The organism is Flavobacterium sp., from assembly GCF_034111225.1.
Taxonomy (GTDB): domain Bacteria; phylum Bacteroidota; class Bacteroidia; order Flavobacteriales; family Flavobacteriaceae; genus Flavobacterium.
Genome location: NZ_JAWUXR010000012.1, coordinates 172157 through 197540 on the forward strand (window position 1 = coordinate 172157; position 25384 = coordinate 197540).

The following is a 25384-nucleotide window of genomic DNA, read 5'->3' on the forward strand; positions in this document are numbered from 1 at the left end:
TTTGAGATAATGAAAGTAAAAAAAATAAATATTTGCTTTTTCATAGATTTTAATTAAAGAATTTTCATCTATTCATCTATTCATCTATTCATCTCTTTTATTCAGTACCTTTTGAATACTTAATGACAAAATGATTGTCAATAAAGCGCCGATAAAGTTCAACCATAAGAAACTTACTATGTCTAAATAGAAAATATAGAATATAGTAAGTTGACTGATACAAGCCGATATAAAAATAGCTTTTGCTTTTACATACTTTATATAAAACCCAACTAAGAATATTCCTAAAACTGTTCCGTAAAATACAGAACCAATAATGTTTACCAATTGTATAAGGTTTTCAAACAAAGAACTAATACATGCAAAACCAATTGCAACTAATCCCCAAAAAAGAGTGAATAATTGCGTTGCATACACATAATGTTTATCTGATTTTGTATCGTTATTTCGTTTGTAAATATCAATTGTCGTTGTGGCTGCTAATGAATTTAATCCGGAAGCACTTGAAGACATTGCTGCACTAAAAATTACCGCTAATAAAAGGCCAAGTAATCCTTTTGGTAAATAATTAATGATGAAATAAAGAAATACATAATCTTTATCATTTGTTTCTGAACTACTATCTGCTTTATTAATTAGTACTTTGGCATCTTCTCTTAATTCTTTTTCTTTCTGATTTAAAACAACTATTTGCTTTTTTAATGTTGGGTTATCAAACTCATTGTATTTGTATTGCTCAATATATATTTGATTGACTACTTTTTTCTCTTCATTAATAAATTCTAATTTCTTTTCTAAAGCTTGATATGATTCTTTATATTCTGAATTGTTTACTTTAGTAACATTATTTGGATTAAAATGTAGAGGTGTACTGTTGAATTGGAAAAAGACAAAAACTAAAACACCAGTCAGTAAAATAAAAAACTGCATAGGAACTTTTAGAAAACCATTCATGATTAATCCCATTTGGCTTTCTTTTACTGACTTTCCTGATAAATATCGACCAACCTGCGATTGATCGGTACCAAAATAAGAAAGCATTAAGAAAAATCCACCAGTTATTCCACTCCAAAAAGTATAACGTGTTTCTGGATTATAAGAAAAATCTAAGATGTCCATTTTTCCATTCGCACCCGCTATATGTAATGCTGTTGTAAAATCTAATTCTGCAGGCAAGTAATTTAGTATAAGAAAAAAGGTAATGAACATTCCACTGATAATTACAAACATTTGTTGTTTTTGTGTCATGTTTACTGCCTTTGTTCCACCAGTTACTGTGTAAACAATAACCAATAATCCTATAACTACATTTAGTAGTGTTAGATTCCAACCTAATAATGCCGATAGAATAATTGATGGCGCATAAATGGTTAAACCAGTACCTAAACCTCTTTGAATAAGAAATAAAATAGCTGCTAATGAACGCGTTTTAACATCAAAGCGTTGTTCTAAATATTCATAAGCGGTATATACTTTAAGTTTATGGTAAATAGGAATAAATGTATAGGCAATAACAACCATTGCAAGGGGTAGTCCAAAATAAAACTGCACAAAACCCATTCCGTCATGGTAAGCCTGACCAGGAGTTGATAAAAATGTAATTGCACTGGCTTGCGTTGCCATTACAGAAATTCCAACAGTATGCCAAGGCGTTTCGTTATTGTCTAAGATATAGTCTTTTACATTAGCACTTCCTTTGGTTTTATAGGCTCCATAAATAACAATAAAAAGTAGGGTAGAGGATAAAACAATCCAATCTAAATATTCCATTTAAGAGAAAATTTCCATTAATAAATAAAAAACTAAAATATATAATGCATTTAAGAGTAAAACTAAACTATAGCTTTTTTTCCACTTATGTTTTTGATTTTCCATACTTTTATTCTAATGCTATTATGTTTGCCAATAAGCGATAAGCTCCACTAACTCCTTCTGGAAGTTCTCTAAAAAAACTTAAACCTGTATAAATATAATTTCCTTTCCCATATTTTGCAATAAGTAAAGCACCTTTTTTATTAGATTCGCCATCATCATGTGAGGCTAAAATAGGAATAAATTTGTTACTCCATTCAGATGGATAATATAAACCTTGTTCTTGAACCCAATTTTTAAAATCTTCATCTGTAATTTTATTTGGTTTATTAAGTACTTGATGATTTTTACTTAAAAAAGTAACAGGCGCATTTTCATTGGTAACTCTATCTCTCGAAATTTTCAAGTCATACGGAGCTATTTCAGTAGTTACCATATTATTAGTTGTGTTGTATTGGACAATTAAATTTCCTCCATTTTGAACATAATCAAATAAGATTTTGTTCTTGTATTTCAACTCTTCAATTACATTAAAAGCCCTAATTCCAAGAATTACCGCGTCAAATTTTTGTAAATTTTCAGGTGTAAGTTCATTAACATTTAAAATCGTTACATTATAATTTAAATTTTCTAAATTTTTAGCTACTTCATCACCAGCGCCCATTAGGTAACCAATGTTTTTTCCTTTTGTTTGAATATTTAGTCGGACTATTTTAGCTTCAGAATTTTCAAGAATAGTTTGTTTAGGAATGTGGGCGTAATCAATTTGCACCAATTCATTTGTAAATTCTTTACCTTCAATATTTGCTATAATATTAAGAGTTGAAGTTATTTCTTTTTCAGATGGCGTAATCTTAAAAACAATTGTTTGTTCTTCGTTTTTAGAATTTATTGAAAAAGGAATTTGTTTTGGAAAAATAGTCCAATTGCCATTCGCTTGGAGATTTACAAAACCCGATACATTGTCTTTATGCGCTTTAATTTTTACTTTGAACTCTTTCGCTTGGTTGGTGTTGAAAATAGTTACTTTAGACAAAGCTTCTGTTGTAACTTCAGGTAGAATTGTAAAAGGCATATAGGTTTCACCATTTTCAGGCATGTTCTTTTTGTACATTAAGTTTTTAACGAATTCTATAACTTCACCTTCGATTTCTAGTTTAAAAACAATTGGATATTGCAATTCTTCTTGTGGTAAAATTCGAATAGATTTATTGCTAACACTATACATTCCAATCGTCGCTTTTTCTTTCAGCCAAAATAAATTAGAATAATCAAAAGTGCTTGGTACAGTATTCTTGTCAACAGTAAAACTAAAGTTGGTATTGAATTTTAATACTTCATTCTTTAAAATTTCATTCGAATTAAAAACGTTTACAGAAATTAATTTTGCATTCGAATTACTTCTGTTTGTAGCTTCAAAATTTATGGTGAAATTTTCTGATTTCGTAACTGATTCATGATTACTTACTGCTTCTAAATATAAACCACTACAAGCTTCTATAATTAATAAAAGCTGATTCTGCTTTATTGTTTTCCAATGATTATCTTTCAAATTTGAAATTAATCGATAGGCTTTTATAAGTTCTGGAATATGAACTGAAGGATTATTAAAGTTGAAATTTGTTTGTACTTTATTCAAAATTGCTCCAATTTCTTTTCCGCCTTCAACACGATTCCACGAAGTGTCTATACCTTCAAAAATATTTCCAGAAGTTGGCATTGTTCCTTTTAAAAGTTCTAGATATTCAGTTTCACTTCCTCTAGAGCCAGTTGTTCCAAAACCCTGACATTTATGTTGACTTCTACTTAAAGCGGCTATTTCATAATTGCTTAATCCTTTAGGAGCGAAATAAACATTCGCATCTATAGCTACTAAATTTGATTTATCGGCTTTTTCAAAATTTTCTTGACTTCCGTAAAACCACCATGAAGTATTGAAGAAAACTCTTTTAGGCTTTGTTTTTAAGACTTCGTAAGCTTCTAAGCTTAAAATTGCTGATGCAGTATGATGACCGTGAGTTGTTCCAGGGGTTTTATGATTAAATCGATTGATGATAATGTCGGGTTGAAAAGTTTCAATAGTTTGTATTACATCTTCTAAAACTTGTTCTTTATTCCAAATGGTAAAGGTTTCATTTGGTTCTTTAGAATAACCAAAATCATTTGCTCTTGTAAAAAATTGCTTACCACCATCAATTCTTCTGGCAGCTAATAATTCTTGGGTTCGTATTGCTCCTAATTTCTCTCTTAATTCGTTACCAATTAAATTTTGTCCGCCATCGCCTCTTGTCAATGACAAATAAGCCGTTTCAGCATGATAATGATTAGAAAAATAAGATATTAAACGAGTGTTCTCATCATCAGGATGAGCTGCTACATATAATACTTTACCTAGAAAATTAAGTTTTTCAATTTGATGGTGTATTTCATTTGAACTCAGTTTTTTTGGAGCTTGAGAAAAGCTTTTAAAACCAATAAGTAAAAGTAAAATTAGCGTAAATTTTTTAATCATAGTATTTGTATTGTATCCAAAAATAACGAAATAAAAAAAAGGAAGCTTTTTCAACCTCCTTTTTAACATTATTTTAGATATTGATTACTTAATCTGTATGTTCCTCAAGGTTTCTTTCTAATTTAATTACAGAAATTCCCTTTTGCATCAATAAATTATTAGGATAAGTAATTATACCTCTTTCTTTGGTTTTCAATAAAATATAAAATGCTTTTATATCTTCAATTTCACCTCGGATTGGATAATCTTTATCATGAATTTCTATAATGTCTCCAATTTTGAATGGATAGGAGAAAAATATTATGATTCCGGAAGTTATGTTACTTAGAATTGACCATTGAGCAAATGAAGCAACTCCAACAACCGTAAAAATTGATGAAATAAAAAGGAATATTTGGTCTTTTTTCACTCCCCAAATAATAATAATCGAAATGAAACTTAAAATGCCTAAAAGGATATTTATGTATTTAATTACTAGATTGGTTCTATGTTCTAGAGTATCATTTAAAGAAGCATATTTTTTTATTGATTTAGCTACTATAAATTTTAAAAGTAAAAAGAAAACAATTACTCCTATTGAAAGTAATTCTTCATGCAAATATTGATTTTCAATAATTTTAAACATATTCTATTAATTTATCATATACTTTATCTACAGGCATTCCTACAACATTTGCATAAGAACCTTCAATTTTTGAAATGGCAATTAAACCTATCCATTCTTGAATTCCGTACGAACCTGCTTTGTCAAATGGTTTGTAATTGTCTAAATAATAGGTAATAGCTTCGTCAGAAATCTCTTTGAAAGTAACTTTAGTAACTTCAAAAACAGTTTCTGTTTTTACACTTGTTTTAAAACAAACAGAAGTAATTACTTCATGTGTTTTACCTGACATTGATTGTAACATTTCAAATGCATCTTGATAATTTTTTGGTTTACCCAATGCTTTTTCTTTATGCCAAACAATTGTATCACTAGTAATTAGGACATCATTTACATTTAAATGAGTAAAAGCAGCAGCTTTTAATTCGGCTAAAAAATTAGTGATTTCTTCAGCTCTTAAATGCTTTGGATAGACTTCTTCAACTTCTTTTAATTGAATTGTAAAATCAATGTCTAATTCCTTAAAATATTGTTGCCTTCTGGGTGAACCTGAAGCTAATATTATATTTTTATGTTGTAATTTTTTTCTAAGCATTTGTCAAACAATAATTTACCACAAGAATTGAAATGATTCCGAAAAACAAAATTACTTTTAAAACTGTACTTAAATGATGAAATTCTGCTTTTGTTTTTGCAGCTATTATTTTAATTGCGAAATAGAGTAGTGGTCCAACAATTAAAAGCAAAGCATAATATAAAACATAATCAAATTGCAATAAATTCTGATTCAAATAATAAAGAAACAAACCAATTGATAATAAGACAATTACAAAAAGAAGTTTTGTTGTTTTATTAACTCCTAAAAGAATTGCTAACGAATTAACACCAGAAGCTTTATCGCCATCCATGTCTTCTAAATCCTTAACAATTTCTCTCATAAAGTTAATTATAAAAGCAAAAATAGCATAGTCTAATAAAATACTGAATATTTTACTCATTTGCTCTTGATTTCCATCGTGAATTGCCGGAAACAAATCGAACATTCCTAGAATTAATAAACTCAGTGATAGAATGACTGAAACTACTATATTTCCAACAATAACAATATGTTTTAAACTGGTAGAATAAATATATAATAATGCTGCAATTAAGATAAAAATGGTAGCAAAGCTTGGTTTTCCAATGATATTTGAAAGATAAAAACCAATTCCAACACCAATTAAATTAAACACAACATATAAATTATAAGCCATAGCTTCTGAAATAGAAACACCTACAATTCTAGACTCTGGTTTTGCAATTTCATCATTTTCTTGATCTATAATATTATTGATAATATAACCTGCTGCCGCAATACAAACAGTCGATAATACTAAAAGGGCAAATTGAAAATCACTTAATGATAAATAGTTTTCGGTAATTTTTTTTAAAAAACCATACCTGAAAATAATTTGCATAAATGCAATCATTAGTAGGTTTTGTATGCGTATAAGTTTTAATATTTTCATTTTTTATATTCTAATTTTCTTGAAGCTTATTTTCATTTTTTCCTAATCACTAATTAATCATACTTAGCATCAAAGTGCGACATCCACTTACCTTGTACTTTCATTACTTGTTCTATTACGTCTCTTACGCAACCTTTTCCGCCATCAATATGAGAAATGTAAGTACTTATTTCTTTAATTTCTGGAGCAGCGTTTTGCGGGCAAGTTGGTAAACCTACTAATTTCATCACATGAAAATCAGGAATATCATCGCCCATGTATAAAACTTGTTCTCGTTTAATGTTATACACATCAATGAATTCTTCAAACGTTTCTACTTTATTTGGAACACCAAGATGAATATCGGTAATTCCTAAATTGCGTAAACGCACACGAACACCTTCATTACTTCCGCCAGAAATAATACAAACGGTATATCCATTTTCTACAGCTGCTTTCATCGCATAGCCATCACGTATATTCATATGACGAAGCATTTCTCCAGTTCCTGTTACGTGAATTGTCCCATCGGTTAAAACGCCATCTACATCTAAAATAAATGTAGTGATATTATTCATTAATTCTTTATAGCTTTTTGACATTTTGTATCGATTGTGTTAATAGTTTATAAAGCTCTTGATAATTTGTTTCTTGTAAAAATTCAAGATGCTTGTTAATTGTTTTGGTATCGTTTCTTAAAGCCGGACCCGTTTGCGCTGCTTCAGGTTTTAATGTTGTTATTTTATTTGCCGTTTCAATGATTAAAGGTTGTAAAACTTCAAAAGGAACTTTATTGTCTTCACAAATTTGGTTTCCAATGGTGTACATGTGATTCACAAAATTACAGACAAAAACGGCTGCAACATGAAGGCTTTTACGTTGTTTTGAAGAAATAGCAAATACTTTTTTTGAAATATTTTGAGATAAGTTTTCCAAAGTTTTAAAATCTTCATCATTTTCAGCTTCTAAACAAATGGGAATAGATGAGAATTCAACTTCTTTGTCTTTTGAAAAAGTTTGAAGTGGATAAAAAACACCTTTTCTATTTTTAGCATCTAAAACAGAAAGCTCAGATGATCCAGATGTATGCACAACTAATCTATTGGTAAAAGGAATATTATTTGAAACTTCTGCAATTGCATTATCTGAAACCGAAATGATATAAACATCAGCTTCTATAATATCGTTATAACTAGATGTTATTTTGGATACTGGAAGTAAATGTTCTAATGAAGTCTTATTACGTGCAAATACTTGAACCAAAGAAACTTTTTCAGCGTCTTGTAACACTTTTATCAAATGCTGAGCTACATTTCCACTTCCTATTAGGACAACTTTAATCATAAGGCTAAAATAGTAAATACTAATGAAATTAAACAAAAAATCCCTAACTAAAGCTAGGGATTTATATTTATGAATCAATTGTGTTTATCTTAAGCTTGCTCCAAGTTGTTTTTCGAAATTTCCTTGTAGTTTACTCATTATTTTTTCAATTTGAGTATCAGTTAAGGTTTTTGAATTATCTTGAATAGTAAAGCTTACTGCGTACGATTTTTTACCTTCTGGTAAGTTTTTACCTTGGTAAACATCAAATAAGCTTACTTCTTTTAAAAGTGTTTTTTCAGTTTGTTTTGAGATTGCATATATGTTTTCAAAAGTAACCGATTGATCTAATAAAAGCGATAAATCTCTTCTCACTTCTGGATATTTTGGAATATCGGTAAACTTAATTTTATTCGAAACATATTTTTGAATTCTATTCCAATCAAAATCGGCATAAAAAACTTCTTGTTTAATATCGAAATGTTTTGAAATATTTTTCTTAACCGTTCCAAATTCCACAAGAATATCTTTTCCAATTGCTAATGAAATTCCTTCAGAAAACAAATCCATTTCTAACGGCAACGTTTTTATTTTAGCATCTAAACCAAGTCTTGAAAGAACAGTATTAACGTAACCTTTAAATAAGAAAAAATCAGATTTTACTGAAGACTGACTCCAACTTTCATTATTAGAATTTCCAGTAACAAACATGGTTAAGTGCTTATCTTCTTCATAACCGGAAGGAAGTTTGTGATATGTTTTTCCAAATTCAAAGAACTTTAAATCACTACTTCTTCTGTTGATGTTATATGATATTGCCTCTAAGCCAGAAAACAGCATTGATTGTCTCATTGCTGATAAATCGTTACTCAAAGGATTAAGCATCATTACATTAAACTCACATTTAATTAAATCTGAAAGCTTTGTGTATTCTGGTGATGTTAATGAATTAGCCATCATTTCGTTAAAACCTAATGCACAAAGTTGGTCTGCAATTATGTTTTGAACTTTATATTCTTCAGTTCTTGAAGAATTTGAAATTGTAGCATTTAATTTTTGTGAAAATTTAATGTTATTATAACCGTATACACGAAGAATTTCTTCAATAACATCAATTTCTCTTTGAACATCAACTCTATATGGAGGAATAGAAAGTCCAATTCCGATTTGTGAAATATTATTAATTTTAATGTCTAATGAAACAAGTATTTTTTTAATGGTATCTTGAGGTATTTCTTCACCAATAATTTTAGTTGCTTTATCAAAGTTTAAGAAAACCTGAAAATCTTCAATTTTCTTTGGATAAAAATCTACTATATCTGAAGTGATTTCTCCACCAGCAACCTCTTGTATTAATAGAGCAGCTCTTTTTAAAGCATATTCAGTAATACTTGGGTCAACACCTCTTTCAAATCTAAAAGAAGCATCTGTACTTAAAGTATGTCTTTTTGCTGTTTTTCGAACAGAAACCGGATTGAAATAAGCACTTTCTAAAAAGATAGATTGCGTATTTTCAGTTACTCCAGAATCTTTTCCACCAAAAACACCAGCGATACACATTGGTTCTTCAGCATTACAAATCATTAAATCTTCTTCATGCAAAGTTCTTTCCACATCATCAAGAGTTGTGAATTTTGTTCCTGCTGGTAATGTTTTAACAATGATTTTATTTCCTTTAATTTTACTAACATCAAAAGCATGTAATGGTTGTCCTAATTCATGTAAAACATAGTTTGTTACATCAACAATATTGTTTTTTGGAGTTAATCCAATTGCTTTTAATCTATTTTGTAACCAACTTGGAGATGGTTGAACTTTTATGTCAGAAATGGTAACACCACAATACCTTGGAGTTATTTTATCGTTTTCAACTGTAATATCAATTTTTACAGTTCTTTTGTCAACCTTAAAGCTACTTACTGATGGTGTAATTAATTCGATGTTTTTTCCTTTTAAAACCATTCCTGCTTTTAAATCTCTAGCAACACCATAATGACTCATTGCATCAGCTCTATTGGGAGTTAATCCAATTTCAAAGACTTCGTCTGTTTCAATTTTGAAAACGTCTTTTGCTAAAGTTCCAGGTTTAATTAATTCATCAAGAATCATAATTCCATCGTGACCTTGACCTATTCCAAGTTCATCTTCGGCACAAATCATTCCGTGAGATTCTTCTCCTCTTATTTTTCCTTTTTTGATTTCAAAAGAATTTCCTTCTTTATCGTATAATTTTGTTCCAATTGTTGCAACAGGAACTTTTTGACCTGCAGCTACGTTTGGTGCACCACAAACAATTTGAATAGGATTTCCATCACCTAAGTCAACTGTTGTAATTTTTAATTTATCAGCATTTGGATGTTGAACGCAAGTTAAAACATGACCTACGACAACTCCTTGAAGTCCGCCTTTTAAGCTTTCATATTTATCAATTCCTTCTACTTCTAATCCTAAGTCGGTTAATAAAATTTCCGTTTCTTCTGATTTCCAATCAGTTTTGATAAATTGTTTAAGCCAATTATATGAAATACGCATTTTTGTTCGAATTTTAAGGTTGCAAAGATAGACTAAAGTTTAAAAGTTTAAAAGTTTAAAAGAACCAAAGTTCATGAGTAATTTAGCTATAGAATTTCTTCTACATGTTTTTTAATATTAATCGCTAATTTCTCAGTTGGTAAATCGTTAGCGTCATTGCCAAAAGGATCTTCTATTTCTTCAGCAATTAATTCTAAACTTGCTAAAACATAAAATATAAAAACTACAACTGGAATTACGTAATAGCCTAAACTAAATACATATCCAAAAGGTAGTGTCATTACGTAAAAGAATATAAATTTTTTAATAAATGAACTGTAAGAGTAGGGAATAGGTGTGTTCTTAATTCGTTCACAAGCTCCACAAATATCAGTAAACGATTGAATTTCACTATTTAAAATAATTAACTGATCTCCTGAAATTTTCCTGCTGATATGCAAGTCATGTATTTTTTGAAATAACATTTTCGCAATTTGATTAGGTCTGTGTTTTTGGTGATCTATGTCTAAATTTAAATCTTCAAAAAGCATTTTCCCTGTTTCTTCATTAGATAAATGTTTTTGTAAAATAGATGCATATCCCGGAATTACTTTTCTGAAATAATTTTTATCGTGTTCGTCGTTTAATATTACCGATAATTTAATGGCTAAATTACGGCTGTTATTTACTAATGCTCCCCAATGTTTTCTGCCTTCCCACCATCTATCGTAAGCGGTGTTTGTTCTAAAAACCAATAATAATGATATTACAAAACCAAGCATTCCGTGCATGATGGTGATGTTTTTAACATGACTATCTTCTGAAAGTTTCCAATATTCGATCTCTAAATAAGCAACTCCGTATGAATATAAACCTATAGTAATCATCATAGGAATTAATTGTCTAAATGTATCTGCTTTATGAAATCTGAAAATAAAAGTAATCCAGTCTTTTGGGTTGTATTGAACCATTTTTTTGTGTTAAAAAGTTTATGTATTTAAAATGTCTTATGTTTATTAACTTATATAATTCCAGATGTTTTTTTTCTTGCTCAATTCTATAAAAGCTTTTCTTAAAGATGCATGTTCTGGTTTTTCCATAGGAGCATCTTCTTTTAATAATTTCACAGCTTCGTGTCGAGCTACTTGAAGTATTTCTTTATCTCTTACTATATCAGCAATTTGAAGATTGAGAACGCCACTTTGTTGTTTTCCCATTAGATCTCCAGGACCACGTAATTTTAAATCGACTTCTGCAATTTCAAAACCATCATTTGTGCGAACCATTGTTTCCATTCGAATTTTGCTGTCTTCACTTAATTTATGGCTCGTCATTAAAATACAATAACTTTGTTCAGCTCCACGACCCACCCTTCCTCTTAATTGATGCAATTGCGATAAACCAAAACGCTCGGCACTTTCAATTATCATTACCGAAGCATTTGGAATATTAACCCCAACTTCAATAACGGTTGTTGCTACCATTATATTGGTTTTTCCTGCAGCAAAACGACGCATTTCTTCCTCTTTATCTGCGGGTTTCATTTGTCCGTGTAAAATAGATATAGAGTAATCTGGTAATGGGAAATCACGGGAAATACTTTCGTAACCGTCCATTAAATCTTTATAATCTAATTTCTCTGATTCTTGAATCAACGGATAAACAATATAAATTTGACGGCCTTTTTTAATTTCATCTTTAATGAATTTCCAAACTTTTAGTCGGTTGTTGTCATAACGATGAACGGTTTCAATAGGTTTTCTTCCTGGAGGAAGTTCGTCAATAACCGAAATATCTAAATCGCCATATAAACTCATAGCTAAAGTTCTTGGAATAGGTGTTGCCGTCATTACTAAAATGTGTGGCGGAACTGTATTTTTCTTCCACAATTTACTTCTTTGTTCCACTCCAAAACGATGTTGCTCATCAATAACAGCTAATCCTAAATTTTTAAACTTTACTTTATCTTCAAGCAAGGCATGTGTTCCAATAAGTATGTCTAAAGTTCCATTTTCTAATGCCTCATGAATAAGTCTTCGCTCTTTAGTTTTACTTGAACCTGTAAGTATTTGTATGTTGATATTTAAATCTTTAGCAAGTTCGGTTAAACCAATGAAATGCTGATTGGCTAGAATTTCAGTTGGAGCCATTAAGCAACTTTGGTAACCATTATCTTTAGCTATTAACATGCTCATTAAGGCGACAATTGTTTTACCAGAACCAACATCACCTTGTAATAAACGATTCATTTGGGCATTACTTCCCATATCGTTTCTTATTTCTTTTATAACTCTTTTTTGAGCGTTTGTCAATTCAAAAGGCAAATGGTTTTTATAAAAATCATTAAAGTTTTCGCCTACTATTTCAAACTGATGTCCTTTAATTTTATGCTTTCGAATTAGATTTTTAGTAATTAATTGCAATTGAATAAAAAACAATTCTTCAAACTTTAATCGGAATTGAGCTTTGTTTAATAAATCTTGATTTTTAGGGAAATGAATATTAAATAAAGCTTCCTTCTTGGTAATGAGTTTTAAACTCTCAATTAAATACAAAGGTAAAGTCTCACTAAATAAATTTTGCGTTTCAATAAATAATTGTTGCATTAACTTATTTATGGTTCTGCTTGTAATCCCTTTATTATTTAGTTTTTCGGTACTAGGATAAACAGGTTGCATTGCCGAACGAAGACTTGCTTTGTGTTCTGCTAAAAGTTCCATTTCTGGATGCGCCATGTTAAAAGTGCTTCCAAACTGGGCTACTTTTCCAAAAATCACATAAACCTCATTGATTTTTAAGCCTTCACGAATCCATTTATGTCCTTGAAACCAAACCAATTCCATTTGCCCAGTATCATCTACAAAAGTAGCGACTAATCGTTTTCCTCGTTTTTGCTCAATCGTTTTAATATTGATTATTTTTCCAATAATTTGAACTTCAGAACTGGTATTTTGTAACTGATTGATTTTAAAGTAATGAGTTCTATCGATATAACGATTGGGAAATAAATGAATTAAATCTCCATATTTATGAATGCCTAATTCTTTACGTAATAAGTCGCCTCGTTGTGGACCAACGCCTTTTAAGTATTCAATTGGAGTTTCTAAGAGATTATTGGACATTTAAATTATTAGGCTTATTAAAACTTATATAGCGAAGATAGTTGATAAATTATTAATTTGGAAATGACTTATTCTGAAAATGCCTTATATTCGTGACATAAATCAAATTTACATGATGTTTCGATTTCTTTTTATCTATTTTTTTACCATTACAGCTTCTGCTCAGCAATTTAAAACGGTTGATTTTATTCAATGCAATGCTTTTTTAGAACCAAATCAGTTTGAGAAAATTATTTCAGGAACAATTCAATATGAGTTTAAGGTTTTAAGTACAATTGATACCATTAAAATTGATGCTAAAAACATGAATTTCACTAATGTAATGATTAATGGGAAAACGGTCAATTTTAAAAATTCGGATACAACTTTAGACTTGTTTGAAGGTTTTCAAACTGGAAAAAACAATTTGGTTTTTAATTATTCAGCTAAGCCCAAACAAACTTTATATTTTATTGGCGAAGATGATGATTTACAAATTTGGACACAAGGTCAAGGTAAATACACAAGTCACTGGTTGCCTAGTTTTGATGACGTAAATGAGAAAGTTGTTTTTAATTTATCTGTTGATTTTAGAAACGATTTTGAAGTACTTTCAAATGGGGTTTTAACAGATAAAAAATACAACTCAAAAGGAAATATCATTACTTGGAATTATTCAATGCAAAAACCAATGCCTTCTTATTTGGTAATGTTAGCAATTGGAAAATTCATAAAACAAGCCGATGTCACAAAATCAGGAACACAGTTGGAATATTATTTAGATAGAAACGATACTGATAAATTTGAACCAACTTATCGCTATTCTAAGCAAATGTTTAATTTCCTGGAAAAAGAAATAGGAGTGAAGTATCCTTGGGTAATTTATCGTCAAGTTCCTGTTCGTGATTTTTTATATGCTGGAATGGAAAATACAACTTCTACGATTTTTGCACAAGATTTTGTAGTAGATAATATAGGTTTCAACGATAAAAACTATTTAAATGTAAATGCGCATGAATTGGCTCATCAATGGTTTGGAGATTTGATTACGGCTAAAGAAAGTAAACATCATTGGCTTCAAGAAGGTTTTGCAACCTATTATGCACTATTAGCTGAAAAGGAAATATTTGGCGATGATTATTTTAATTACGAATTGTTTCAAATGGCTGAGCAATTACAGATAGCAGCAAAAAATGATACTTTTCCAATTTTGAATGAAAAGGCAAGTTCACTTACTTTTTATAAAAAAGGAGCTTGGGCTTTACATTATTTACGCACTCAAATTGGTGAGCGAAAATTTAAAAAAGCAGTTAAATGTTATTTAGAAGAATACGCTTTTAAAAATGTTGATACTGACGAGTTTTTGGCTAAAATTAAAAAAGTATCCAATTTTGATACGGATAAGTTTAAAAAAGAATGGCTTGAATCGGCCGATTTTAGATGGAACGACGCCATTTCAATTTTAAATAGAAATGCATTTATTGTCGATTTACAAAAAGTAAAAGAATTAGAAATTTTGTCTTTTGATGATAAGAAAGATCAATTACTGACTTTAATGAAAAAGAACAGTTATTTTCCTGTTCAACAAGAAATTCTTTTACAAACCTCAGTTGTAGATTTTGAACATAAAAAAGAATTAGTTGATTTAGCATTTGAAAGTAATAATTTAAAAATTCGTCAGGCTTTAGCACAATCGTTTATTAAGATTCCTTCTGATTATAGAGAAAAGTTTGAAGGATTATTAAATGATAAATCTTATGTTACTAAAGAAATAGCTTTATTTAGACTTTGGTCTAATTTCCCGGAAGAAAGAAATAGATATATTAACTTCTTTCAAAACCAAAACGGTTTAAATTATAATTTAAAAATTGCTAACTTAACATTGCAGTTAGTTTCACAACAAGTTGTCGTTGAAAACAAGCAAAAAGCGATTCTTGAATTGGAACAACTAACAAAAACTCCATATGAATCGGGAGTTAGACAAAATGCCTTAGAAACTTTGATTAACTTTAAGCTTATTTCAAATGCTGTACTTATTTCATTAATTGATGCCTCAATGCATCATAAATGGCGTTTTGTAAGTTATGCGAAAGCAGAAATTAGAAAACTAGTTTCAATTGAAGAATCAAATCAGCAATTAAAAGAATTATTACCTTTATTGAATGAAAATCAACAAAATAGATTGAATTCTTTTTTTAACGAGACAAAATAAATGAAAGCATTAGTAATATCAGGTGGAGGAAGTAAGGGAGCATTTGCAGGAGGAGTTGCTCAATATCTTATTCAAGATTTAAAACATGATTATGATTTATATTTAGGTACTTCAACCGGGAGTTTACTAGTTTCTCATTTAGCTTTGGGTAAAGTAGACAAAGTAAAAGAAATGTATACTTCGGTTAACCAAAAAAGTATTTTTAGTAATTGTCCGTTTGTTGTTAAAAAGAGGTTTGGAGAAGAAATAATTGTAATTAACCATTGGAATGTTTTAAAAAATTTTTTAAATGGCTCTAAAACATTTGGAGAAAGTGAAAATTTAAAAAAATTAATCAAAAAAGAATTTACGCCATCTGAATTTGAAATTTTAAAAGCTTCAAATAAAGAAATCATTATTACCGTTTCAAATTTATCATTAAATACTGTTGAATATAAATCTATAAACGAATGTAGTTACGAAGATTTTTGCGAATGGATTTGGATTTCCTGCAATTATATTCCGTTTATGTCATTAGCTAGAAAAAACGGTTGTGATTATGCCGATGGAGGTTTTGCGGCAATGATTCCTATTGAAGAAGCTATTAGAAATGGCGCAACGCATGTAGATGCTATTATTCTTCACACAGAAAGCACTTTGTTTAATAGAATGCCAGCAAGAAGTGTTTTTGCATCTTTAACCAATTTATTTGCTTTTATGATGGATAGAATTGAGTTCCAGAACATTAAAATAGGTAAATATGAAGCAATTATTCATGGAGCAACTATAAATTTTTATTATACACCCACAATGTTAACCACAAATTCTTTAGTTTTTAATAAAGAACAAATGAAAAGGTGGTGGCAAATAGGTTATGAATATGCTAAATCTAAAGATGTTGATGTACAAGAAATAATTACCGAAGAATAATTAAAAAATCGTTTTTAAATCTTCTTTTAAATAGCTAATTGCAATTACACTTGGCGATTCAGTTTCTGTCATTTCAATTAAAATAGCTTCACGCAATTTTTCTGCAGAAACAATTTCTTTTTCAATAGATTTTCTTCTAATTAATTGAATAGTAGAATTTTTAGCTTTATTAATAATATCCCAAGTATTTGAAGTTAAATACACTTGTTGTGTTAAATTATGCTCAAATTCTGTTTGAATAGAATGAATTAAAAAAGTTGCATAATCTTCTTTGCTTGTATTTGGAGGAGAAACTCTCAATAATAATTGTGCAGGATTAATACGTTCTAAAAACAAAACCATTCTTTCATAAGCTTGAAGTCTTATAGGTAAAGCCTGACTTTGGTTTTCTTTTAATAGTTCAAAACGTCTTCTGTTTTCTTCATTTTTAAAAAAAGAGTGGAATAAAAAATACGCAACTCCACCTGTAATTAAAGCGGGTAAAGTATAAGCAGCTAATTCAATTATTTTTGTACTATCCATTTTTTTAAATTTTATTCATGCAAAGAAAATGTATTATATATCAAAATCAAAATACAATTTCAATTACCAAGTAAACTAAAAGCTATAAGACATAATTTATAACTTCAAATGGTTAATAACTTCATTTGTAATAACAAGTTCAGAAGCGTATTTTTGTAAATTAGTAAATCTTATATAGATAATTGTAATGCAAAAAATAATTGCCCAACTAAACGAAGCCCAACAAGCTCCTGTTCTTCAAAAAGACGGACCAATGATTGTAATCGCTGGTGCAGGTTCTGGTAAAACTAGAGTTTTAACGGTGCGTATTGCCAATCTTATGCATCAAGGAGTTGATCCTTTTAATATTTTAGCATTAACATTTACGAATAAGGCAGCTCGTGAAATGAAAAAGCGTATTGCCGATATTGTAGGTAGTAACGAAGCTAAAAATCTTTGGATGGGAACTTTTCATTCGGTTTTTGCAAAAATTTTAAGAATTGAAGGCGAAAAACTAGGTTATCCTTCAAATTTCACCATTTACGATACACAAGATAGTGTTCGATTAATTTCGGCAATTATCAAAGAAATGCAATTAGATAGGGATGTATATAAACCTAAACAAGTTTTAGGTCGAATATCGAGTTATAAAAATTCACTTATTACTGTAAAAGCATACTTCAATAATCAAGATTTACAAGAAGCTGATGCAATGAGTAAAAAGCCACGTTTAGGCGATATTTATAAAAATTATGTAGAGCGCTGTTTCAAATCAGGAGCAATGGATTTTGATGATTTATTGTTGAAAACCAACGAATTAATCAACCGTTTCCCTGAAGTTTTAGCAAAATATCAAGATAGATTCCGTTATATATTAGTAGATGAGTACCAAGATACGAATCATTCTCAATATTTAATTGTTAGAGCTTTGTCAGATCGTTTTCAAAATATTTGTGTTGTTGGTGATGATGCACAAAGTATTTATGGTTTTAGAGGTGCAAACATCAACAACATTTTAAATTTTCAAAAGGATTACGATAATGTTCAACAGTACCGATTAGAACAAAATTATCGTTCATCTAAAAACATTGTAGAAGCAGCAAATAATATTATTGATAAGAATAAAACCAAACTTGATAAAATTGTTTGGACCAATAACGATAACGGACCAAAAATTAAAGTACACCGTAGTTTAACAGATGGAGAAGAAGGAAGGTTTGTAGCAGCAACAATTTTCGAACAAAAAATGCAACAGCAATTGCATAACGGTCAGTTTGCCATTTTATACAGAACCAATGCTCAATCTCGTGCTATGGAAGATGCTTTGCGTAAACGTGATATTCCGTATCGTATTTATGGTGGTTTGTCTTTCTATCAGCGTAAAGAGATTAAAGATGTTTTATGTTATTTACGATTGGTTATCAATCCTAATGATGAAGAAGCATTAATTCGTGTCATCAATTACCCAGCCAGAGGAATTGGTAACACAACCATTGAAAAATTAACTGTTGCGGCAAATCATTACAAAAGATCTATTTTCGAAGTTTTAGAGCATATTGATAAAATAGATTTAAAGCTAAATTCTGGAACACGTAATAAGTTACAAGACTTTGTAACTATGATTAAGAGTTTTCAAGTTATTAATGAAACGCAAGATGCTTTTTATTTAGCCGATTTAGTTACTAAAAAAACTGGATTAGTTCAAGAACTTAAAAAAGACGGAACTCCAGAAGGTATTACTCGTATTGAAAACATTGAGGAATTATTGAACGGTATAAAAGATTTTATTGAAGGTCAAAAAGAGATTGATGGAGCTAGAGGAGCTTTAGCAGAATTCATGGAAGATGTTGCACTTGCTACGGATTTAGATAATGATACTGGCGATGATGATAGAGTAGCTTTAATGACGATTCACCTTGCAAAAGGTTTGGAGTTTCCTCATGTGTTTATTGTTGGTCTTGAAGAAGATTTGTTTCCAAGTGCTATGAGTTTAAGTTCTCGAAGCGATTTAGAAGAAGAAAGACGCTTGTTCTATGTTGCACTTACAAGAGCAGAACATCAAGCTTATTTGACTTATGCGCAATCGCGTTATCGTTGGGGAAAACTGGTAGATAGTGAACCTTCTCGTTTTATTGAAGAAATAGACAGTCAGTATTTAGAATATTTAAATCCAGAAAATAATTCAGGATATCGATATAAACCTATGATGGATGTTGATATTTTTGGAGATATTGATAAATCTAAATTACGCACAGCAAAACCCGTTTCTAGTAAGCCACCAGCTTATTTAAATACACAAGCAAATGACAAACCTAATATTCGTAAATTAAAACCAGTTTCTGGCGTTAGAACGCAAGGAAATACAAATTTATTTGATTCTAATTTAGCGATAGGAAATGTTGTTATGCATGAGCGTTTTGGAAAAGGTCAAATCGTTAATATTGAAGGAATGTCTGGTGATAAAAAAGCAGAAATTAAGTTTGATGTTGGTGGAGTTAAAAAGTTATTATTGCGTTTTGCAAAATTAGAAGTTATTGGATAATCAAATTAAATCGATTAGTTATGGCAGAATTTATTAGAATATACGAAGATAAGCCTAGTGAAGCTGCTATTAAAAAAGTGGTTGATGTTTTACGAAATGGTGGTTTAATTATTTATCCAACAGATACGGTTTATGGTTTAGGATGTGATATTACCAATACAAAAGCATTAGAACGAATTGCAAAAATCAAAGGAATAAAATTAGAAAAGGCGAACTTTTCATTCATTTGTAATGATTTGAGTAATATTTCTAATTATGTAAAACAAATTGATACTTCGACTTTTAAAATTTTAAAAAGAGCTTTACCAGGTCCATATACTTTTATTTTGCCCGGTAATAATGATTTGCCTAAAGAATTCCGTAAAAAGAAAACAGTTGGTATTCGTGTTCCAGCAAATAATATTGCTTTGCAAATAGTTGAATTGTTGGGAAACCCTATCGTTTCTACATCGATTCGCGATGAAGATGAAGTAATTGAATATTCAACGGACCCAGAATTGATTTTTGAGAAATGGGAAAGTAAAGTAGATTTAGTAATTGATGGTGGTTATGGGGATAACGTAGCTTCAACAATTATCGATCTAACTGGCCATGAACCAGAAGTAATAAGAGAAGGAAAAGGAAGTTTAGATATTTTGTAAAATAATATATATAATTTATAATAACTTTTTATATGCACATAAATAAAATTATAATTTTATTATTACTAAGCTTTACAGTATTTAGTCAAAGTGAAATTAAAGGAAAAGTTACTCTTACTGATTCAATATCGGATTATTCCTTTATTTATGTATTATTAAGAACAAATGATACAATTTATACAGGTTCTCAACTTGATAAGTTGGGTGATTATAAATTAGCAAAGAAAGTACCAAATGGTAAATATGAAATTGTTGTTAAACATTTGACTTATAAAGATTTAATTTTAAAGAATATAATTGTTGATGATAAAGATTTGGTAATGGATATTAATTTTCCAGGTCCTTGTGAGTATAATGAAAAAACACCTCAAAAATGCGTAAATGATCATACTGATAATATAATTCCAATTGTATATGGTTATCCGAATAAGAGGCTAATGAAAAGGGCAAAAAAAGGGAAAGTCCATATTGGAGGATGTATTGTTTCTCAATGCGATTCATATTTCTATTGTAAAATTCACAATAAAGAATTATAATTATTTTGCTATGAATAAAACGTTATTAATTCTTGTTCTATTTTTTTCTACTTATATAAATGCTCAAACCGTTACAGGAACCGTTCTCGATTCCCATGAAGAACCTATTTTGGGAGCTTCTGTTTATTTTGATGGAACATTATATGGAACAACTACAGATATCGATGGAAAGTTTTCTTTCAATATTAAATCAAGTATAAATGCACCATTAGTGGTTAGTTTCGTTGGTTTTGAGAAGATTTATTTAAAAGATGTCAATTTTAATAGAAGGTATAAATTCATTTTACAAGAATCTACCGAAACCTTAAAGGAAGTAGTAGTTTTAAGTAATGAGTTTTCAAGAAAACAAATGATGACTGTTTTTAAAAAGCAATTTTTAGGAGTTACAAAAGCAGGTAAAAAATGTACTATTGAAAATGAAGAGGAGTTGTATTTCATTTATGATAAAAAGGAATTAACACTTAAAGCCTTTGCAGACAAACCTTTAATTATTAATAACCCATTTTTGGGTTATAAAGTTTATTTCGATTTAAATTCTTTTGATGCTAAATTTCATAAATACAGTATGAATAATTCGGCGATTTATTCAAGTATTTATGTTGGAACTTCTCGTTTTGAAGAAATTTCTAACAGCGTTAAAATTATTGATAATAGAGAGAAAACTTTTAAAGGTTCTTTCTTAGAATTCTTTAGAAATTTCGCAAAAATGGAATTTAGAAGAGATAAGTTTTTACTTTTTTATAAAGCTTTTCAAGATGATCCAAACAATCATTTTACTGCAATAGATTCTTTAGATGTTACGCATATTAAAATAGTTCCTCAAGAAAGAGGTTTAAAATCAAAAGATTTTGTCGCAGAATTTAGTCTTTTATATGATAGAAGAGAACAGTCTAAAATTATTTTCCATACCGATAATTTTATAATTGATAAATACGGTTTGTTTTCTAACTATGAAAAAATTTACTTTTCTGGAGCACTTTCTGAAAAGAAAGTAGGAGATATGTTGCCTTCTAATTATGGAATAGAATAAATTTATTCAAAAAAAAACCGCTGCAATTGCAGCGGTTTTTTTATATAAATTAATCTTCAGTACTTTCTTGCATGGAATGATAAACGTTCATAACATCATCATCTTCTTCAATTTTTTCTAATAGCTTCTCAACGTCTGCAGCTTCATCAGGAGTAAGCTCTTTTGTTACTTGTGGAATTCTCTCAAAACCAGAAGAAAGGATTTCTAAACCTCTAGTTTCTAATTCTTTTTGAATTGCACCAAAACTTTCAAAAGGTCCGTACATTAAAATGCCGTCTTCATCTTCAAAAATTTCTTCTACACCAAAATCAATCATTTCTAATTCTAATTCTTCTACATCCTGACCTTCAGCCGGAATTCTAAAATTACAAGTATGGTCAAACATAAATTCAACCGAACCTTGTGTTCCAAACGTTCCGTTGCATTTATTGAAATAACTTCTAACGTTAGCAACCGTTCTGTTGTTGTTATCTGTAGCAGTTTCAACTAAAATTGCAATTCCGTGAGGTGCATATCCTTCAAACAATACTTCTTTATAATGAGCTGTATCCTTATCAGATGCTTTTTTAATAGCACGTTCTACAGTATCTTTTGGCATGTTTGCAGACTTTGCATTTTGCATTACTGCTCTTAATCGTGAGTTCGTATCAGGGTTTGGTCCACCTTCACTAACAGCCATTGCAATATCTTTTCCTATACGAGTAAACGTTTTAGCCATTGCTGACCAACGTTTCATTTTACGTGCTTTTCTAAATTCGAATGCTCTTCCCATTTCTTATTTTTTAATCAGTGCAAATTTAATAATTTCAATTTCATAAATCAAGAACAAGAATAAATTTGAAAATTGAACTTGATTTTTTGAATTGTTATTTTTTATAAAAAGGTAATTTTACCACTTTTGCAGCAATGTCTTTATTTCTAATTCTAATAAAAATTTCTGTATCAACTGCAGATAGAGTAGTAGGTACATAACCTAAACCAATTGCTTTACCAAGTGATGGCGACATAGTTCCAGAAGTTACAATTCCCACAACATTTCCGTTTGCATCTACAATTTCATAATCGTGACGAGGAATTCCTCTTTCTGTTAATTCAAATGCTACTAATTTTCGAGTAACACCAGCTTCTTTTTGTTTCTTTAAGTTTTCAGAATTTGTAAACTCTTTATCAAATTTGGTAATCCAACCTAAACCAGCTTCTAAAGGTGAAGTTGTATCGTTAATATCATTACCATATAAACAGAATCCCATTTCTAAACGCAAAGTATCTCTTGCCGCTAAACCAATTGGCTTAATTCCAAAAGAAGCTCCTGCTTCAAATATTTTGTTCCAAATGGTTTCCGCATCTTCATTTTTAAAATAAATTTCAAAACCTCCAGAACCAGTATAACCTGTTGCAGAAACTGTTACATTATTTACTCCAGCAAATTCTCCAATTTGAAAAGTATAATAAGGCATATTAATTAAATCAATTGAAGTCAATGATTGCATTGCTTCAGCTGCTTTAGGTCCTTGTATTGCTAATAAAGAATAAGATTCAGATAAATCTTGCATCTCAACACCTAGATTGTTATGCTTTGAAATCCAATTCCAGTCTTTTTCAATATTTGATGCATTTACAACAATCATATAATGATTATCAGCTATTTTATAGATGATTAAATCATCAACAATTCCACCATCATTATTTGGTAAACAAGAATATTGTGCTTTACCATCAACTAATTTAGATGCATCGTTTGAAGTAACTTTTTGAATCAATGCAAGAGCATTTTCTCCTTTTAAGAAAAATTCTCCCATGTGAGAAACATCAAAAACTCCAACACCAGTTCTAACGATTTCGTGTTCTGCATTTACACCTTCATATTGAACAGGCATATTATAACCTGCAAAAGGAACCATCTTAGCACCTAGACTTTCATGAATATGAGATAAAGCTGTATTTTTCATTATATTAAAGTATAAAATTTCAAGTGGCTAATTTATTAAAAATCTTAATTTTTGTAGGTATAAAAGCTAAGTTTTATTCCAATAAAAAATAAAATGATGATTATCTTAACTAAATCTTGGATTTTAACAATTGTTTGCTGAATTTTGGGCTTATAAAACTACAACATGGAAACCATACATTATATAAGTACTGATTTATTATCTATTGAGAAAATTAACGAAATAATTTCTCATGATTTAAAATTAGAACTATCAGAAGAAGCTCGTATTAATATTGAAAAGTGCCGTAATTATTTAGATGAGAAAATGAAATCTCACGATAAACCAATTTACGGAATTAATACTGGTTTTGGTTCGCTTTGTAATGTGAAAATTTCGAATGATAATTTATCTAAACTTCAAGAAAACTTAGTTAAATCACATGCTTGTGGAACGGGTGATGAAGTGCCTCATGAGATTGTAAAGTTAATGTTGTTGCTTAAGATACAGTCTTTAAGTTACGGACATTCGGGTGTTCAGTTAGAAACAGTAGAACGCTTAGTTACTTTTTATAATAATGATATTTTACCTGTTATATATACACTAGGTTCTCTTGGAGCTTCTGGAGATTTAGCTCCTTTAGCTCATTTATCATTACCGCTTTTAGGAGAAGGAGAAGTGTATTATAAAGGATTTAGACAACCGTCTCATAAAGTTTTAGAAAGTTTAGGTTTAAATGCTTTAGTTTTAAAATCTAAAGAAGGTTTAGCCTTATTGAATGGAACGCAATTTATGGCTGCTTACGGAGTTTACAGTTTAATTAAAGCAAGTAAATTATCGTATTTAGCCGATTTAATTGGAGCTATTTCATTAGAAGGTTTTGATGGAAGAAAAGAGCCTTATACTGATTTAATTCATTTAATTCGCCCGCACAAAGGTCAGGTTGTTACGGCTGAAAAAATGCTTGAATTCCTTGATGGAAGTGAAATTATTGAACAAGAAAAAGAGCATGTACAAGATCCCTATTCTTTTAGATGTATTCCACAAGTACACGGAGCAAGTAAGGACACAATTGATTATGTTAAGAAAGTGTTCCGTATTGAGATCAATTCTGTTACCGATAATCCCAATATATTTGTAGGTGAAGACCAAATTATATCTGGTGGAAACTTCCACGGTCAACCATTGGCTTTAGCACTTGATTTCTTAGGATTAGGTTTAGCCGAATTAGGAAGTATTTCAGAAAGAAGAACCTACCAATTAATTTCAGGATTAAGAGGTTTACCTGCCTTTTTAGTAGATGATCCAGGTTTAAATTCAGGATTTATGATTCCGCAATATACTGCAGCAAGTATTGTAAGTCAAAACAAACAATTTGCAACACCAGCAAGTATTGATAGTATTGTTTCGAGTAACGGACAAGAAGATCATGTAAGTATGGGAGCAAATGCAGCTACAAAAACACTTAAAATTGTAGAGAATCTAGAACGTATTTTAGCTATTGAATTATTAAATGCTTCACAAGCTTTAGAGTTTAGAAGACCATTAAAATCGAGTGATTTTATTGAAATGTTTATAAAATCATACAGAGAAGAAGTTTCTTTTGTAAAAGAAGATAGAATTTTGCATTATGATATTGAAAAATCAATTCAATTTTTAAATAGTTTTCAAATTGATATAGAGGATTAATTGTAGTTTAAATTTATTACTATTTTTTTTTTTTAAAATAATAACA

20 protein-coding genes are annotated in these 25384 nt (G+C 29.7%); 7 read left to right on the forward strand and 13 right to left on the reverse strand.

Annotated features, from left to right (window positions below; all coding sequences use genetic code 11):
- Positions 1-84: 84 nt before the first annotated feature.
- The 10 genes from UXY25_RS09085 to recG all read right to left on the reverse strand — a co-directional run bounded on the left by UXY25_RS09085 (position 85) and on the right by recG (position 13371).
- A complete protein-coding gene (locus tag UXY25_RS09085) occupies positions 85-1770 on the reverse strand; it encodes a sodium:solute symporter (RefSeq protein ID WP_320815690.1) in 1686 nt (561 codons plus the stop codon).
- Between the two features lie 109 nt (positions 1771-1879).
- On the reverse strand, positions 1880-4324 hold the full coding sequence (locus tag UXY25_RS09090; RefSeq protein ID WP_320815691.1) for a PIG-L family deacetylase: 2445 nt from the start codon (positions 4322-4324) through the stop codon (positions 1880-1882).
- 88 nt (positions 4325-4412) lie between these two features.
- Positions 4413-4949, reverse strand: a complete 537-nt coding sequence (locus tag UXY25_RS09095) for a mechanosensitive ion channel domain-containing protein (protein ID WP_320815692.1) — start codon at positions 4947-4949, stop codon at positions 4413-4415.
- A complete protein-coding gene (locus UXY25_RS09100; RefSeq protein ID WP_320815693.1) occupies positions 4942-5523 on the reverse strand; it encodes a Maf-like protein in 582 nt (193 codons plus the stop codon). The genes UXY25_RS09095 and UXY25_RS09100 overlap by 8 nt, the downstream gene beginning before the upstream one ends.
- Positions 5516-6436: a geranylgeranylglycerol-phosphate geranylgeranyltransferase gene (locus tag UXY25_RS09105; RefSeq protein WP_320815694.1), complete on the reverse strand. Its 921-nt coding sequence runs from the start codon at positions 6434-6436 to the stop codon at positions 5516-5518. Before UXY25_RS09105 ends, UXY25_RS09100 begins: the two co-directional genes overlap by 8 nt.
- A 53-nt stretch (positions 6437-6489) precedes the next feature.
- Positions 6490-7017, reverse strand: a complete 528-nt coding sequence (locus tag UXY25_RS09110; RefSeq protein ID WP_320815695.1) for an HAD-IIIA family hydrolase — start codon at positions 7015-7017, stop codon at positions 6490-6492.
- Positions 7001-7759, reverse strand: coding sequence for a Rossmann-like and DUF2520 domain-containing protein (locus UXY25_RS09115; RefSeq protein ID WP_320815696.1), 759 nt, complete (start codon positions 7757-7759; stop codon positions 7001-7003). Before UXY25_RS09115 ends, UXY25_RS09110 begins: the two co-directional genes overlap by 17 nt.
- A gap of 84 nt (positions 7760-7843) precedes the next feature.
- Complete coding sequence (pheT, locus tag UXY25_RS09120) at positions 7844-10270, reverse strand: phenylalanine--tRNA ligase subunit beta (protein WP_320815697.1); 2427 nt, start codon at positions 10268-10270, stop codon at positions 7844-7846.
- A gap of 86 nt (positions 10271-10356) precedes the next feature.
- Positions 10357-11220 carry a bestrophin family protein gene (locus tag UXY25_RS09125; RefSeq protein ID WP_320815698.1) on the reverse strand — a complete coding sequence of 288 codons (864 nt, stop codon included), beginning with the start codon at positions 11218-11220 and terminating at the stop codon, positions 10357-10359.
- Positions 11221-11265: 45 nt separating this feature from the next.
- Positions 11266-13371: an ATP-dependent DNA helicase RecG gene (gene recG / locus UXY25_RS09130; protein WP_320815699.1), complete on the reverse strand. Its 2106-nt coding sequence runs from the start codon at positions 13369-13371 to the stop codon at positions 11266-11268.
- Positions 13372-13483: 112 nt separating this feature from the next.
- Between recG and UXY25_RS09135 the strand changes: the two genes are divergently transcribed.
- Positions 13484-15562 (forward strand): M1 family metallopeptidase, encoded by a 2079-nt coding sequence (locus UXY25_RS09135; RefSeq protein ID WP_320815700.1) that lies wholly within the window; start codon positions 13484-13486, stop codon positions 15560-15562.
- Entirely contained in the window at positions 15563-16471 is a 909-nt protein-coding gene (locus UXY25_RS09140) for a patatin-like phospholipase family protein (protein WP_320815701.1), read from the forward strand.
- Here UXY25_RS09140 and UXY25_RS09145 read toward each other — a convergent pair whose 3' ends face one another.
- Positions 16472-16993 carry a hypothetical protein gene (locus UXY25_RS09145; protein ID WP_320815702.1) on the reverse strand — a complete coding sequence of 174 codons (522 nt, stop codon included), beginning with the start codon at positions 16991-16993 and terminating at the stop codon, positions 16472-16474. It lies immediately after the preceding gene.
- A 187-nt stretch (positions 16994-17180) separates the two neighbouring features.
- On the opposite strand from UXY25_RS09145, the gene UXY25_RS09150 reads away from it, so the two are divergent.
- From UXY25_RS09150 to UXY25_RS09165, 4 genes are read left to right on the forward strand one after another with little or no spacing between them, the layout of a single operon-like run.
- Positions 17181-19514: an ATP-dependent helicase gene (locus tag UXY25_RS09150; protein WP_320815703.1), complete on the forward strand. Its 2334-nt coding sequence runs from the start codon at positions 17181-17183 to the stop codon at positions 19512-19514.
- 20 nt (positions 19515-19534) lie between these two features.
- Positions 19535-20155 (forward strand): L-threonylcarbamoyladenylate synthase, encoded by a 621-nt coding sequence (locus tag UXY25_RS09155; protein WP_320815704.1) that lies wholly within the window; start codon positions 19535-19537, stop codon positions 20153-20155.
- Between the two features lie 32 nt (positions 20156-20187).
- Positions 20188-20691 carry a hypothetical protein gene (locus tag UXY25_RS09160; RefSeq protein ID WP_320815705.1) on the forward strand — a complete coding sequence of 168 codons (504 nt, stop codon included), beginning with the start codon at positions 20188-20190 and terminating at the stop codon, positions 20689-20691.
- Positions 20692-20701: 10 nt separating this feature from the next.
- Positions 20702-21721, forward strand: coding sequence for a carboxypeptidase-like regulatory domain-containing protein (locus UXY25_RS09165; protein ID WP_320815706.1), 1020 nt, complete (start codon positions 20702-20704; stop codon positions 21719-21721).
- 49 nt (positions 21722-21770) lie between these two features.
- On the opposite strand, the gene UXY25_RS09170 is transcribed toward UXY25_RS09165, so the two are convergent.
- Positions 21771-22493, reverse strand: coding sequence for a YebC/PmpR family DNA-binding transcriptional regulator (locus UXY25_RS09170; protein ID WP_320815707.1), 723 nt, complete (start codon positions 22491-22493; stop codon positions 21771-21773).
- Between the two features lie 94 nt (positions 22494-22587).
- The gene (gene gcvT / locus UXY25_RS09175) at positions 22588-23670 is read right to left on the reverse strand and encodes a glycine cleavage system aminomethyltransferase GcvT (RefSeq protein ID WP_320815708.1); all 1083 of its coding nucleotides are present in this window, start codon (positions 23668-23670) and stop codon (positions 22588-22590) included.
- Positions 23671-23835: 165 nt separating this feature from the next.
- On the opposite strand from gcvT, the gene hutH reads away from it, so the two are divergent.
- Positions 23836-25338, forward strand: a complete 1503-nt coding sequence (hutH, locus tag UXY25_RS09180) for a histidine ammonia-lyase (RefSeq protein WP_320815709.1) — start codon at positions 23836-23838, stop codon at positions 25336-25338.
- The last annotated feature ends 46 nt before the right edge of the window (positions 25339-25384 follow it).

Excerpts from the sequence above, each read along its gene's own strand:
- UXY25_RS09085 (WP_320815690.1), bottom strand. The coding sequence starts at position 1,770 with ATGGAATATTTAGATTGGATTGTTTTATCCTCTACCCTACTTTTTATT.
- UXY25_RS09090 (WP_320815691.1), bottom strand. The coding sequence starts at position 4,324 with ATGATTAAAAAATTTACGCTAATTTTACTTTTACTTATTGGTTTTAAA.
- UXY25_RS09095 (WP_320815692.1), bottom strand. The coding sequence starts at position 4,949 with ATGTTTAAAATTATTGAAAATCAATATTTGCATGAAGAATTACTTTCA.
- UXY25_RS09100 (WP_320815693.1), bottom strand. The coding sequence starts at position 5,523 with ATGCTTAGAAAAAAATTACAACATAAAAATATAATATTAGCTTCAGGT.
- UXY25_RS09105 (WP_320815694.1), bottom strand. The coding sequence starts at position 6,436 with ATGAAAATATTAAAACTTATACGCATACAAAACCTACTAATGATTGCA.
- UXY25_RS09110 (WP_320815695.1), bottom strand. The coding sequence starts at position 7,017 with ATGTCAAAAAGCTATAAAGAATTAATGAATAATATCACTACATTTATT.
- UXY25_RS09115 (WP_320815696.1), bottom strand. The coding sequence starts at position 7,759 with ATGATTAAAGTTGTCCTAATAGGAAGTGGAAATGTAGCTCAGCATTTG.
- pheT (WP_320815697.1), bottom strand. The coding sequence starts at position 10,270 with ATGCGTATTTCATATAATTGGCTTAAACAATTTATCAAAACTGATTGG.
- UXY25_RS09125 (WP_320815698.1), bottom strand. The coding sequence starts at position 11,220 with ATGGTTCAATACAACCCAAAAGACTGGATTACTTTTATTTTCAGATTT.
- recG (WP_320815699.1), bottom strand. The coding sequence starts at position 13,371 with ATGTCCAATAATCTCTTAGAAACTCCAATTGAATACTTAAAAGGCGTT.
- UXY25_RS09135 (WP_320815700.1), top strand. The coding sequence starts at position 13,484 with ATGATGTTTCGATTTCTTTTTATCTATTTTTTTACCATTACAGCTTCT.
- UXY25_RS09140 (WP_320815701.1), top strand. The coding sequence starts at position 15,563 with ATGAAAGCATTAGTAATATCAGGTGGAGGAAGTAAGGGAGCATTTGCA.
- UXY25_RS09145 (WP_320815702.1), bottom strand. The coding sequence starts at position 16,993 with ATGGATAGTACAAAAATAATTGAATTAGCTGCTTATACTTTACCCGCT.
- UXY25_RS09150 (WP_320815703.1), top strand. The coding sequence starts at position 17,181 with ATGCAAAAAATAATTGCCCAACTAAACGAAGCCCAACAAGCTCCTGTT.
- UXY25_RS09155 (WP_320815704.1), top strand. The coding sequence starts at position 19,535 with ATGGCAGAATTTATTAGAATATACGAAGATAAGCCTAGTGAAGCTGCT.
- UXY25_RS09160 (WP_320815705.1), top strand. The coding sequence starts at position 20,188 with ATGCACATAAATAAAATTATAATTTTATTATTACTAAGCTTTACAGTA.
- UXY25_RS09165 (WP_320815706.1), top strand. The coding sequence starts at position 20,702 with ATGAATAAAACGTTATTAATTCTTGTTCTATTTTTTTCTACTTATATA.
- UXY25_RS09170 (WP_320815707.1), bottom strand. The coding sequence starts at position 22,493 with ATGGGAAGAGCATTCGAATTTAGAAAAGCACGTAAAATGAAACGTTGG.
- gcvT (WP_320815708.1), bottom strand. The coding sequence starts at position 23,670 with ATGAAAAATACAGCTTTATCTCATATTCATGAAAGTCTAGGTGCTAAG.
- hutH (WP_320815709.1), top strand. The coding sequence starts at position 23,836 with ATGGAAACCATACATTATATAAGTACTGATTTATTATCTATTGAGAAA.